The sequence below is a fragment of the Streptomyces sp. NPDC058697 genome (assembly GCF_042715345.1).
In the GTDB taxonomy this organism is placed as follows: Bacteria; Actinomycetota; Actinomycetes; order Streptomycetales; family Streptomycetaceae; genus Streptomyces; species Streptomyces liliifuscus.
On record NZ_JBHXSU010000008.1, the window covers coordinates 203,337 to 217,070 of the forward strand.

8 protein-coding genes are annotated in these 13,734 nt (G+C 72.7%); all 8 read left to right on the top strand.

The annotated features are described in order from the left end of the window. Positions 1–9: 9 nt before the first annotated feature. Positions 10–5,046, top strand: coding sequence for a DNA-binding protein (locus ACFWXQ_RS21400; protein ID WP_383939054.1), 5,037 nt, complete (start codon positions 10–12; stop codon positions 5,044–5,046). A gap of 390 nt (positions 5,047–5,436) precedes the next feature. Further along, positions 5,437–7,644: a hypothetical protein gene (locus ACFWXQ_RS21405; protein WP_383939051.1), complete on the top strand. Its 2,208-nt coding sequence runs from the start codon at positions 5,437–5,439 to the stop codon at positions 7,642–7,644. A gap of 69 nt (positions 7,645–7,713) precedes the next feature. Then, positions 7,714–8,139 carry a GNAT family N-acetyltransferase gene (locus tag ACFWXQ_RS21410; protein WP_383939048.1) on the top strand — a complete coding sequence of 142 codons (426 nt, stop codon included), beginning with the start codon at positions 7,714–7,716 and terminating at the stop codon, positions 8,137–8,139. Positions 8,140–8,335: 196 nt separating this feature from the next. Continuing rightward, positions 8,336–9,694, top strand: coding sequence for a hemolysin family protein (locus tag ACFWXQ_RS21415; protein ID WP_383939045.1), 1,359 nt, complete (start codon positions 8,336–8,338; stop codon positions 9,692–9,694). Next, the gene (locus ACFWXQ_RS21420) at positions 9,691–10,713 is read left to right on the top strand and encodes a hemolysin family protein (RefSeq protein WP_383939042.1); all 1,023 of its coding nucleotides are present in this window, start codon (positions 9,691–9,693) and stop codon (positions 10,711–10,713) included. The genes ACFWXQ_RS21415 and ACFWXQ_RS21420 overlap by 4 nt, the downstream gene beginning before the upstream one ends. Positions 10,714–10,813: 100 nt before the next feature. Further along, complete coding sequence (locus tag ACFWXQ_RS21425) at positions 10,814–11,596, top strand: SGNH/GDSL hydrolase family protein (RefSeq protein ID WP_383939038.1); 783 nt, start codon at positions 10,814–10,816, stop codon at positions 11,594–11,596. Between the two features lie 202 nt (positions 11,597–11,798). Further along, a complete protein-coding gene (locus ACFWXQ_RS21430) occupies positions 11,799–12,140 on the top strand; it encodes a DUF4326 domain-containing protein (protein WP_383939035.1) in 342 nt (113 codons plus the stop codon). A 145-nt stretch (positions 12,141–12,285) separates the two neighbouring features. After that, positions 12,286–13,725 (top strand): adenylosuccinate lyase, encoded by a 1,440-nt coding sequence (purB, locus tag ACFWXQ_RS21435; RefSeq protein WP_190231719.1) that lies wholly within the window; start codon positions 12,286–12,288, stop codon positions 13,723–13,725. Positions 13,726–13,734 lie beyond the last annotated feature (9 nt).

Here is a 13,734-nt window from a genome sequence, read left to right on the forward strand (position 1 = left end):
CACGGAATCATGAGCGACGCGGTGACAGCGGATAGGGCGCAGGCTGAGGCGGAGGTCGACGCGCAGGAGTTGCTGCGGGCGGGTGCGGTGCTGCCTCCGGGGACGGCCGGGGGTGGTGACCGGGCGGTGCCGATGTTCACGCAGGCCTACCGGCATCCGGGCCTGGACGACCGGATCGTCGTACGGCTGGTCGCGGCCGGACAGGGAGAGGGCTTAGGCACCGGTTTCCTGGGTCTCGAACCCGAGGGCGGGCCGGCGGAGGTCGGTCTGGGGCAGCCGCGGGCACTGGGCTTCCCGGAGTGGGTGCTGGTTCATCACCCGTCGGACGGCCACCTGGCCATGTCCCTGGTCGAGGAGATGACCACGGTGGCGCGGACGGCGAAGTCCAGGCCGAAGAAGGCGCGGGCCGCCTACGAGTCGATCGGCGAGCGGCTGGCGGGTTCGGTGCCGCATTTCCTGCCGACCTTCTACGAGCAGGCGGGCCGGGTGTTCCTGGCCGCCGACGAGAAGGCGTACGCGTCGCAGATGTTCGTCAACGCGCGCAGGGCGGAGACGGCGCACGCGCTGCCGTTCGACGAGGAGCGCATGGACGTGGTGTTCCTGGAGTTCGCCCTGGCCGAGGCGGTGCCGACGAAGATGCTCTCCGGCTACGCCAAGGGGCTGTCCTCGCGGGTTGCGGCCGCCACGGCGTTCCGGCACGTGCGCGGGCTCTTCGTGCGCCTGGCCGCGCACGGGCTGCCTCCGTCGAGTCCGGGCGCGGGTGATCTGCGCAGACTGGCGAAGGCCGCCGCGGGCCGCAACGCGCTCGCGCAGGAGGTCGCCTATCTGCGCGAGATGCTGACCCTGCCGGGCACTGTCAAGGCGCCGCCGGGCTGGTGGAAGGCGCACCGGCCGGCGCTGCTGGAACTCGCCGGGCAGGAACCCGCCGTCCGCGGCACCCTGCTGGACCTGATGCCCTCGGGGTGGGAACTCGCGGACCTGCCGCAGTGGCTGGACCTGCTGGAGAAGACGGGTGCCACCGCCGGGCTCTGCGACACCACCCTGCCCGCCGAAGTGCGCCCCGCCGACGGCACGGCCGGATGGACCCGCAGATTCCTGGAACTGTGCAAGGCCGACTACCACCTCGCTCCGCCAGAGCTCTATCCACTCGTCGACCGCATGGCCGGCGCGCTGCGCATCGAACTGGAGTCCTCCGGCGGCCTGTTGACGCCCCCATGCGGTGATGTGAACCTCCTCGACCAGCTGCTGGCCCTGGGCGTACCGGTGGCGGAGCCCGAGGAGCGGCACCAACTCGACCTGGTGGCGTGGGCAGCCTGTGAACACCGGCGCGATCTCGTCGCCCTGGAAGCCGACCACCGCTTCCACCGGGCGTTCCGGCGCGGCTGCCCCGAGGACGCCCGGACGGCCCATCTGCAGACCGTCGTCACCTTGGCCGGGTCCCCCGGTGGACGACCGATGCTCGCCGAATGGGTGGGCGAGATCAGCCGGAAGTACGTCACGGCGGAGCTGCCCGCGTTCGACGGCAACCGCGGCGTTCTCCAGACGCTGAGCTGGCTGCCGGGAGAGGTGCTCGCGATTGCCGAGACGGCGGTACGAGAAGCGCTGAGCACCGGCATCGCCCCGGCCCTCGCCCGCGCCCTGCGGTCCGGACTCCTCGACGAACTCGGCTGGCCCGCCTGGGAAGAGGCGCTCGAAGGACACGAATCGGGGAATCTGCAGCGGGAGGTCCTCGTCACCGATGCCTGGCCGCACCTCATCGTCCTGGCCGGCATGCACCTCCGGGTGATCGGCTCGGAGGGCACAGCGCTCGCCCACGAGTTGTGCGTCCCCGAGCAGGCGGCGCGCTACCGCAGGGATGTCGACTACCACTACGTGGACGGCGAGTTGTTCGTCTGGTGGCGTCCGATCGGCACAAACGGCAGGCAGGGTTACTGGCACCACACCCCCTCGCAGTGGGTGACGGTCGAGGACGCCCTCTACTCCCGCACCAGCACTGTGGACGGGCGCGACGGGCTGGGCGGGAACATGGCCCCCGTCTCGCTCCCGCTTCCCGGCGGCGGCCGGACCACCGGTCACGGCGTGCTGCGCCGCGGGGACACGGCCGTTCCAGGGGCACGGCAGGTGATCAGCGACGGCACGTCGTACTGGGTGTGGTCGACGGTGGGCACCGACCACAAAAACAAGACCTGGCACGCGTACGACCCGGTGAGCGACGCCAAGGGCGAACCCGGGCTGCCGGACTGGTTCGGCAAGGGCGTGCGCACCGCCCCGGAGGGAAGCACCTTCGAGGCGGGCTGGCTGCTCCCCGCCCCCTCCGTCGCGCCGGGTCCGATGTGCGCCCCGGTGGACGGGCTGCTCGGCTGGCGGGTGGTGACGCTGCCCGACGGCTCGCGGCGGGGCGAGGACCTGGCCGGGCGCTCGGTCGTCGTACCGCCGGGCAGAGGCCGCAGCCGCAGCCCGCGTTGGGTGCTGGAGTTCCCCGGGGCCGACCGGCCGCTGGCCGTGATACAGGAGTACGACGGGATCAGGCTCGTCGACGGGAACGGCACGGAGATGGCCGAGATCCCGCGGGACCACACCGCCGGAACCTTCACCGCGGGAACGCGGCTCCTGCCGCCCCTGCGCTACTGGCACCTGCTCCAGCCCCGCGACCCGCAGGGCTCCGCGGCACTCCGCAAGGTCGACGAGGACACCGCGGCAGCGCTTCTGGCGGACCTTGGGACGGAGCGGCCCGAGGACACCGCGGGCCAGGACGGTCCGGTGAGGGAACAGGCCGGCCGGGACCGGCTGCCCGGGCTGATCCGCACCCTGCTGCCGGAGGTCGGCCACCAGGCGCTGCTCACAGGCGTCACCTCGGTCGTGCGGTACGCCGCCACCAAGCAGCGCGCCCTGGACGCGGCACGCACCCGGCTCGACACGGCGGTCACGGGCGCTGTCCGGAAGGAGCAACGGCCCGAGCTCAGCGACGGCGCGCTCACCGCGGCGCTGCAGGGACTCGGCCTCAACGGCCGCCGGTACCTGGTGCAGGGCAGTGCGTACTACTACCACGGCTCGTCCGGCAAGATCGTCCAGCTGCTGCGGCTGTTCGGGAAGGCGCGGCGGGGCCTCAACGAACCGGCCCCGGCGGGCAGTCCGCACCCCGCCCTGCCCGAGCAGGGTGCCTTGAGCGACATGGACTGGGTGACCCTGCCCACGCTGCCGTCCCTGTTGGCTCTGCGGGCCGGCTCGACGGCCACCACCGAGGACCACAGGCAGCTGCTGGACACCTTCCTCGCCGAACTGGACGCCCAGGAACTCGCGGTGCTGGACCCCGGCCACTGGCGCCTGGTCCGGCTGCGTCTGGACCAGAGTCTGTTCCGGGGGCCCGGCTCCCTGAGCAGCAATGTGGCGACGGTGCTGCAGTTGGACGGCGGCGCGTTCCTCGTCTTCCTCAACGAATGGAGCCGAAGCGACGCCGACGGCCAGGTGTTCAGGGCTGTCTTCCACGATCCGGCCGGCCGTTTCGAGGCGCCCGCTCCGTACACGCTGGTGTCCGCCGAGCCCTTCGCCCCGGACCCGGCACGTGCGCCCGGCTGGTTCACGGCCTTCCGGACCGAGCTCGCCGCGCGCGGTCCTGCGCCCTGGTACCCGGCGGCCGCCGAGGAGCTCGCCCGGCTCACCGGAATCACCCCGGCCATGGCCCGGCTGACGATCGCCGGAGTGCCTCTGACCGACGACGCTCGGAGGCCCGTGCCCGCCGAGACGCTGAAGACCATCGGAGTGAAGTCGGCCGACGTGGCCGTGGCCAGAGAGGCCGTGGGGTGCCGGGACGCCGGCGTCTGGCAGGCCGTCATGGCGGCGCTGCTGCCCGCCGAGCCGTCCGGGCTGTGGACGGACGGCCCGGACGTGGTCGCGGCGGCGGAGGTCTTCAACCGGCGGGTGGGCCGGCGGACGGCCCTCCCCGAGGACGTTCTCCACGAGGCGGTCCGCACCGTGCGGACCACGTCGTGGTGGGCACCGTCCGAAGCGCTGCGCGGGTTCGTCGACCGAGCGGCCGAACCGCGGTTGAACCAGGACCTGACCTGGACGACCAGAGGCCACTACCTGGACACCGTCGAGAACACACCCGGCTTCGGCACGGGCCCCCTGAACGGTTCGGTGGCCCTGGCCGCGTGGCTCGCCCACCGGCTCCCGTCCGGCGATCCGGTCCGCGCTCTCCTCCCGGGGGTGCTGACCTCGGTACGCGCCCGGCTGGCCCACCCGGACCTGCTGATCGGCCTCGGCAGGCAGGTCGATCTGGAGGCCTTCCGCCGGGGTGCCGGGGACCCTTCGGAGACCGGTGACGGCTTCGTGCGCTACGGCGCGGTCGTGCTGAGCACCACGGTCCCCGACCCCTTCGCCGCCGTCCGCCCCGCGCTGCTGGACGCCGCCGGGAACGACTCCTACCTGGCGGCGGTGGTCCCCGGTGAACGGCCGACCGCCGAGGACACCGCCCTCCGGCTGGTCCACGACCGGCGGTTCGCGGAGCTGCTCGCCGACCCCGGGGAACCGGTGGCGGGCGAGCGCGACGCGGACGGTCTGTGGTGGCCGCAGGATCCCGCCCGGTCCGTTCCCGACCTCGTCGGCGAGGTGGCCGAGCGGTACGGCATCGGCAAGGACGCCGCCGTCATCTATCTCATGCTGCTCGCCATGCCGGATCCCACCGACCACCACACCGCCCGCTGGACCGGCTGGGCGAAACAGCGGGGCGGCACGGCCCGGCTCCGCGCCGCCCGCGCCGAACTCGCCGCCACCGATCTCGTACTCGAAGGCAGCCGCACCCGGGCGGGACGCTCCCTGTTCCTGCCCGGCGGCTGGACCCATCTCGCGAAGCCGTACGTTCCGCTGGAGCGGTGGAAGGTGCCGATGTACGACCTGCTCCACGGCGAGGAGGCCGCCCTGGGCGTCGTCGTGCCCACCAGGCCCGTCGCCGATCTCTACCGGGCGGCCTGGCAGCGGATTCTGGACGGTGACGAGCCCCGGCTGGAGGAACTTGAGGTACCGCGGCCTGGGAAGGGGCGCCGCTGATCCCTGGTACGGAGGCGGGGCGGGCCGGGGCGCCGGGGGCGCCGAGGGCGGGGGCGCCGAGGGCGGGGCGGGGGCGGTTGTGGCAGGGCGCACGACCGTCCCCGCCGACCGCCGGGTACGGCTCCGGTGGGGAGCGACTCCTGCCGGGACGCCGACCGGGGCTCCGGTCGGGGCTCCTGCCGGGGCTCGGATCGGCTCTCCGGGTCGGGTACGGCTCCGGTCGCTTCGCCCGTCGGATCGTGCACCCGTACGCCGTTCGATTGCCCGGCCGCTCACGGCGGCGGTCCGAGCCGTACCCACCGTCCCGTCCCGCACCCGCATCCTTCGGTCCCCTCCCCCCTCTCCCCTCCCCCGCCCGTCCGGCGGGGAGCGCCCTCGTGGAGCACCTCGATGACCCAGTCCGGCACGACCACCCCACTCCCACCGGTCGCACCGGAGGTGTTCGCCTCCGCGGTGGAGAGTCTCACCACCCGGCTCCGCGGCAGACTGGACGCGGCCGTCGAGGCGCTGACGGCCGCACCCGTCACCGCCGAGGGCGGCACGTTCGGCGTCCGCTGCGGCGAGGGTGCCCTGGTGACCCTCGCACCGGACCCGTCCGGCGCGGTCACCGACGCCGAACAGGCCCGCTGCACCTGCCTGTTGGCACCGCGCTGTCTGCATCGGGCGGCGGTCCTCGGCGCCTGCCCGGTCGCCGTCACGGAAGCCGCCCGGCCCGTGGCCATCGCCCCGTCCGCACTCTCCGGGCCCGGCGCAGCCGCTGAACCCACCAGTGCTGTTCCCCCGGCCGAACCGGACTGTTCCGCCGGACCGGACCGTATCGCCGGAGCCGACCGTTCCCCCGGACCGGACCGCAGCGCCGAACCGGACCGGCCCACCGGCGGGGTCCGCCCCACCGGGCAGGTCAGCCCCACCGAACGAGCCCGCCTCGCCGAGCCGAACCGGCTCGCGGTCCCCGGCCCCGCCCACGAGCCCGCCCACACCCCGGCCGACACCGCCGCGGGCCCCTCAGTCGCCCAGATCCGTGCGGCCGCCGGCCTCTGGACGGCCGCGGCAGCCGTGCTCTCGGCCGGAACGGCCGCTACAGGAGCGGTTCTTGAGGCCGAGTTGCTCCGCGCCGCCCACACGGCACGTCTGACCGGCCTCCACCGCGCGGAGGCCGCCGCCCTGAGCGTGGTGCGCAGTCTGCGTACGGCGCGCGACCCGTACAGCCCGGGCAGACTCGCCGAGTTGGTGACCGCCCTGCGTGAACTCCTCCTCGTCGCACATCTGTTGAAGGCGGGAGACCCCGAGCCCGCGCTGATCGGCGCCGTCCGCCGCAACCACCGCCCCGACGGGTCGCTGCGGCTCTACGGCGTCTGCCGCGAGCCGGTGATCGGCGCCGACGACCTCGGCGGCGTGGTCACGCACCTCATCGACGACGACGGCCGCTGGTACACGCTCCGCGACGTCCAGCCCGGCGGCCCGGCGCGGGCCCGACGGGCCGGTACCGCCCTTGTCGCCATCCGGAGCTTCCTGAGCGACCACTTCCGGGTGTCGCGCGGCGGCCTGATCATCTCGGGAGCGACCGTCTCTCAGGAGGGGCGCCTGCTTGCGGAGAGAGGTGTCCGTGCCACCTTCGCCGCCGGACGGCCCTGGAGCGAGGCCGCGCCGGCGAAGGTGTTCGCCCGTCCGCTCGCCGAGTCCGCGGCCGTGCGGTTCCCGGCGTCGCTCGTGGGTGACCCCGGAGGGACCTGCGACCACGAAGAGGCCGGTGAACCCGGAGGGGCCGGGTACGCCCGTCCCTTGATCGGCTGTGATGTGGAGATCACCGCGACGGACGGAGAGGACCTGCTGGTCCGTGAACTGCCCTGTGGAGGAGGCGCGTTCGCGGGCGGCCGATCCGCCCCCGCCCCCGCCCCCGGTCCACCGGTTCGGCTGGCCCCCGCCCAGAGCCACCCCGCTCTCGCCCACACCGCCAATTTCCGGCAGCTGGGCGCACATCCCGGCTTACGGATCCGGGTCCTCGGCCGCCTCGACCCCGACCGGGTCACCACGCTCCGCGCGCTCGCCGTCGGCCCCGTACCCGGCGCGGGGGCGACCCTGCGTCTCCCGGACGACTGGCACGGTCGCGCCGATCTCGGCTACGACCTCCTGCACAGCGACCACTTCCCGCCGGACATCCCCTCGCCGTCCCCGCCCACTCCCTCCTCCTACGCCTCCCGCGCCACCCCTTCCGGCGACTCGCCGCTCTGGCGCGTCCGGCGGCTGGTCGAACTGGCCGTCACGGGAGGACGCCGGATCGCCGCCGAATCCACGCGCGGCAACGATCACGACAGCCACGCGGCCGTGCTGCGCCGCAGCGGGCTCGTCACCGGCTCGGACCTGATCACCGCGCTCGGGGCGGTGGCCGGGCGCCGCTCCCTCGACGTCTTCGGACGCCACAGCGGAGCCGACCCGGACCACTACGCGACCCAGTGGCTCGCCACGGCCGTCTATCTGGCCGCCGCCGAAACGGCCCTGAAGCACGGAACCTGGCCCGGGCACGAGCACACCGACGCCGACACGGGCACCGACACCGATGCCGGTGTCGACACCGGCATCGACACCGACGATTCATGATCCATGAGGTCGATCACTCGCTCCGGAAACCGTTCGCCAGACAGGTCGGCGCTCTGCTTGGCTCGCCCCATGAGTGATCTCCACATCCGCTGCGCCACCCTCGCCGACATCGACACCGTGCTGCGGTTCTGGCGCGAAGCCGCGGAAGGAACGAGCATCAGTGACGACCACGCCGGAGTGGCCACCCTCGTCACACGAGACCCCGAAGCCCTGCTCCTCGCGGAGCGCGACGGCGCCCTGGCGGGAACCGTCATAGCCGGGTTCGACGGCTGGCGATGCTCCGCGTACCGGCTGGCCGTACACCCGGACCACCGTCGGCAGGGCATCGCGAGCGCTCTGCTGGAAGCAGCCGAACAGCGCTTCGCCGCCCTGGGCGGGCGCCGCGTCGACGCCATGGTCCTGGAGGCCAACGAACAGGCGCACCACACCTGGGCCGCCACTGGCTACCATCGCGAGGACCACTGGCGACGCTGGGTCAAGCCGCTGGCCGACTGACCGACCGAAGCGCGGGACGTGCTTGATCCTCTGTCCGCGGGGGACCCGGTCGTCCCGAAGGAAAGTCGTCTTCCCAGGAAAGGTGTGAGCCTCCGCCCATGGGCGAGCCCCCCGGTACCGGACGGCACGGCGTCCCGCTGTGCGGTCATCGCGCGATTCCCCCGACCGTGGCCGATCATGGGACGGAGGTGACCCGATGACCGAAGTGCTCCTCCTCGCCGTGGCGGTGCTGCTCTCGCTCGCCTGCGGTGCCTTCGTCGCGGCGGAGTTCTCACTGACCACGGTCGAGCGCAGCGAACTGGAGCGGGCCGTCGAGCGCGGCGAGGTCGGCGCGGCGGGCGCCTTCAAGGCCGTACGGAACCTCACCTTCCAGCTCTCCGGCGCCCAGCTCGGCATCACGGTCACGAACCTGGTCGTCGGCATGCTGGCCGAGCCGTCCGTCGCCAAGCTCATCGCGGGTCCGCTGGAGGCCGCCGGTGTCCCGGAGTCCGCGTCCTCGTCCGTGGCCCTGATCATCGGTACGGCCCTGTCGACGGTCTTCCTGATGGTGGTCGGCGAGCTGGTGCCCAAGAACTGGGCGATCTCCTCACCGCTCGCCGTGGCCAAGCGGGTGGCGACGCCTCAGCGCTGGTTCAGCTCGCTGTTCCGGCCGTTCATCAGCCACCTCAACAACACCGCCAACCGTGTCGTACGCCGCTTCGGTGTCGAGCCCGCCGAGGAGCTGGCGTCGGCGCGCGGCCCGCAGGAACTGGTCGCCCTGGCACGGCACTCCGCGAAGCAGGGTGCCCTGGAGCCGGACACCGCCGAGCTGTTCGTGCGCACGCTGAACCTCGCGGACCTCACCGCGGAGAACGTGATGACGCCGCGCGTCCAGGTCATCGCCCTCGACGTCCAGGCGACCTGCGAGGACGTGGCGAACGCGACCCGGGCGACCGGGCTGTCCCGTTTCCCCGTCTACCGCGGCAGCCTCGACTCGGTCGTCGGTGTCGCGCACATCAAGGACTGCGTCGCCGTGCCCGCCGACCACCGGGCTCGTACGCGCGTGTCGACGCTGATGCGTGAGCCCCTGCTCGTACCGGAGTCGCTGACCGTCGACCGGCTCCTGGACCGGCTGTCCGGCAGGCGCACGATGGCCGTCGTCATCGACGAGTACGGCGGCACCGCCGGGGTCGCGACCCTGGAGGACATCGTCGAGGAGGTCGTCGGTGAGGTGCGGGACGAGCACGATCCCCACGAGACGCCCGATCTGGCCCCGGCCGGCACGGACGACGAGGACCGCACGCTGTACTCCGCCGACGGCTCCGTACGCATCGACAGGCTGGCCCGGGTCGGTCTGCGCGCGCCGGAGGGGCCGTACGAGACACTCGCGGGGCTGATCGCGGCCGAGCTGGGGCGCATCCCCGCCGAGGGGGACACGGTCGAGGTCGCCGGGTGGCGGCTGGACGTCGGGGACGCGTCGGGGCGGCGGGCCGCGCGGGTGCTGATGCACGCGCCGCGTGCCGTGGACGTCCCGTCCGAACGGCCCGGGAAATCCCGTGAAGGGGGCGAGCGATGACCGCCGTACAGCTGCTGATCGGTCTGGCGACCCTCGTGGTGAACGCCTTCTTCGTGGGGGCCGAGTTCGCGCTGATCTCCGTGCGCCGCAGTCAGATCGAGCAGTCCATGAAAGGCGGCCCGGAGGGCGACCGGCGGGCGCGCAGCGTGCTGTGGGGTCTTGAGCACGTGTCCGCGCTGATGGCGGCGGCGCAGCTCGGCATCACGTTGTGCACGCTGGTCCTTGGTGTGGTCGCGGAGCCGGCGATCGCGCATCTCCTGGAGCCGGTGTTCCACGCGGTGGGTCTTTCGAAGGGCACCGGGCACGTGATCTCCTTCGCGATCGCGCTCTCCCTGGCCACGTATCTGCACATGCTCCTCGGTGAGATGGTCCCGAAGAACATCGCACTCGCCGAGCCGGTACGGACGGCGCTGCTGCTCGGTCCGCCGCTGGTCGCGCTGTCGCGGGCGCTGCGGCCGGTGATCTTCACGATCAACGCCTTCGCGAACGGGCTGCTGAAGCTGATGCGGGTCGAGGTGCGGGACGAGGTGTCCGCGACGTTCTCGGACACGGAACTGGCCCGGCTGGTCAAGGACTCCAGCGAGGCCGGGCTGATCGACGACCGTGCTCAGGAGAGGCTGCACGACGCCCTGGAACTGGGGCGCCGTCCGGTGCGGGACGTGGTGCTCCCGCTGGAAAGCGTCGTCTACGCGCGCGTGGGTGTCACGGCCGAGCAGTTGGAGGCGCTGTCCGCCGAGTCCGGCTTCTCCCGTTTCCCCGTCGTGGACGAAGGGCGCCGCATCGTCGGCTACCTCCACGTCAAGGACGCACTGGACGCGATGCCGCGCGACCTGCCGTTCCGGATCCAGGACATGCGGTCCATCGCTCGCGTCCGGGAGAGCACGCCGCTGGACGACGTACTGACGGCGATGCGACGCAGCCGTACGCACCTGGCCGCGGTGCTGGGCACGGACGGACGGCTGGCCGGGCTGGTGACGATGGAGGACGTGCTGAGGGAGTTGTTCGGGCAGCCGGTGTGATCCGCCCGGCATGGGGGCGCCCGGCGGTGGAGATCGCGCTGTGGGCGTGCGCCGGGTGGCAGACCGGTGGGTATGTGCACGGGTTATCATCTCTTCCGCCATGCAGACGAATGCCACCTACACCAGTCTTGTCGCGATCGGCGACTCCTTCACCGAGGGCATGTCGGACCGCCTCCCCGACGGCTCGTACCGCGGCTGGGCCGACCTCCTCGCGGCCCGGATGGCCGCCCGGGCTCCCGGATTCCGGTACGCCAACCTCGCGGTACGCGGAAAGCTCATCGGACAGATCGTCGCCGAGCAGGTCGACGTCGCCGCGGCGATGCAGCCCGACGTGATCACGCTCGTGGGCGGGCTCAACGACACGCTGCGGCCCAAGTGCGACATGGGGCGGGTCCGCGGGCTCCTGGAGGAGGCCGTCGAGCGCCTCGCCCCCGCCTGCAAACAGCTCGTGCTGATGCGCAGCCCCGGCCGCCAGGGCCCGGTCCTGGCACGGTTCCGCCCGCGCATGGAGGAACTGTTCGCCTGCGTCGACGACCTCGCGTCCCGGCACGGCGCGCTCGTGGTCGACCTCTACGGCGCACCGTCGCTGGGCGATCCCCGGATGTGGGACGTGGACCGGCTGCACCTGACGGGCGAGGGGCACCGCCGGGTCGCGGAGGCGGTGTGGCAGACACTCGGGTACGACCCGGAGGACGCCGACTGGCACGCACCCGTGCCGCCGTCCCCGCCGCCCGGCTGGGGCGCCCGCCGCACCGCCGACGCGCGCTTCGCACGGCAGTACCTACTGCCGTGGATCGGCCGCCGCCTCACCGGCCGCTCATCGGGCGACGGCCGCCCGGCAAAGCGCCCGGACCTGCTGCCGTACGAGACGCCGGAGGCGTAGGCCCTGACAGGGGCCGGAGACACCGTGTCGAGCCTGCCGATGCTGTCGAGCCGGCCAGTGGTGGCGGGCCGACCAGTGGCGGGGGATCGGCCAGTGGTGTCGGGTCGGCCAGTGACGTGTGCGGCCAGTGGCGTGTGCGGCCCGTACGGCGCATGATCGGGCTCGCCGCCGCGCGAGCCGCGTCAAGGGATCGGAGTCCGCTGTGACCACCACCGTCATCAACCTCAAGGGCCGCATCCACGACTTCGGCCCCCGCCTGGAGGACGCCCCGGCGGACCTCGTGTACGTCGGCCGCCGCTGGACCATGGGGCACTGGGACCTTCCCCAGCACCCGCTCTACAACCCGTTCGCCATCGACACCGCCACCAGGAAGCGCGACGGAACCCGCGCCGAGGTGATGGCCAAGTACCGGGCCCACCTCCTCGAACGCCCCGAACTCCTCGCCCTCGTACCGGAGCTGCGCGGCAGGACGCTCGCCTGCTGGTGTGCGCCGGAGCTGTGCCACGGCGACATCCTGGCGGAGCTGGCCGACGCGGGATCGTAGACCGCGAGGCCAGAACCGTGGACCGCCGGGACGGAATCCGTGGATCACCACGGGCCGCCTCCCGGCCGCGCGCCGCACTCTCGTAGCTTCCGACAAATGAGCCCGTGGCGCTGGCCTGCAGGAACCGCCAGTAGAATCTGGACACGTGACTGCGCCCGCAAAGCCCCGTATCCCGAACGTCCTCGCCGGCCGCTATGCCTCGGCCGAGCTCGCCACGCTGTGGTCCCCCGAGCAGAAGGTGAAGCTGGAGCGTCAGCTCTGGCTCGCCGTGCTGCGGGCCCAGAAGGACCTCGGGATCGAGGTGCCGGAGGCCGCGCTCGCCGACTACGAGCGGGTGCTCGACCAGGTCGACCTGGCCTCGATCGCCGAGCGCGAGAAGGTCACGCGGCACGACGTGAAGGCGCGGATCGAGGAGTTCAACGACCTCGCCGGGCACGAGCACGTACACAAGGGCATGACGTCCCGGGACCTCACCGAGAACGTCGAGCAGCTGCAGATCCGGCTCTCCCTGGAGCTGATGCGCGACCGCTCGGTGGCCGTCCTGGCACGCCTGGGCAAGCTCGCGGGCGAGTACGGCGAACTGGTCATGGCCGGTCGCTCGCACAACGTGGCGGCGCAGGCGACGACGCTCGGCAAGCGTTTCGCGACCGCCGCCGACGAGCTGCTCGTCGCGTACGGCCGGGTCGAGGAGCTGCTCGCCCGTTACCCGCTGCGCGGCATCAAGGGCCCGGTGGGCACGGCCCAGGACATGCTCGACCTGCTGGGCGGGGACGCGGCCAAGCTCGCGGACCTGGAGCAGCGGATCGCCCGGCACCTGGGCTTCTCGCAGGCGTTCACGTCCGTCGGCCAGGTCTACCCGCGCTCGCTCGACTACGAGGTCGTGACGGCGCTGGTGCAGCTGGCCGCGGCGCCCTCGTCCACCGCGAAGACGATCCGGCTGATGGCCGGGCACGAGCTGGTCACCGAGGGCTTCAAGCCCGGTCAGGTCGGCTCCTCCGCGATGCCGCACAAGATGAACACCCGCTCCTGCGAGCGCGTCAACGGCCTGATGGTCATCCTGCGCGGCTACGCCTCGATGACGGGCGAGCTGGCGGGCGACCAGTGGAACGAGGGCGATGTGTCCTGCTCGGTGGTGCGCCGGGTCGCGCTGCCGGACGCGTTCTTCGCGCTCGACGGTCTGCTGGAGACGTTCCTGACCGTGCTCGACGAGTTCGGCGCGTTCCCGGCCGTCGTCGCGCGTGAGCTGGACCGCTATCTGCCCTTCCTCGCGACGACCAAGGTGCTGATGGGCGCGGTGCGCGCGGGCGTCGGCCGTGAGGTCGCGCACGAGGCCATCAAGGAGAACGCCGTGGCCTCCGCCCTCGCCATGCGTGAGCAGGGCGCCGAGCGCAACGAACTGCTCGACAAGCTCGCCGCCGACGAGCGCATCCCGCTGGACCGGGCCGGCCTCGACGCCCTGATGGCCGACAAGCTGTCCTTCACGGGCGCCGCCGCCGACCAGGTGACCGCGGTCGTCGCCCGGATCGAGGAGATCGTGAAGCAGCACCCGGAGGCCGCCGGTTACACGCCGGGGGCGATCCTCTGACGCGGTACA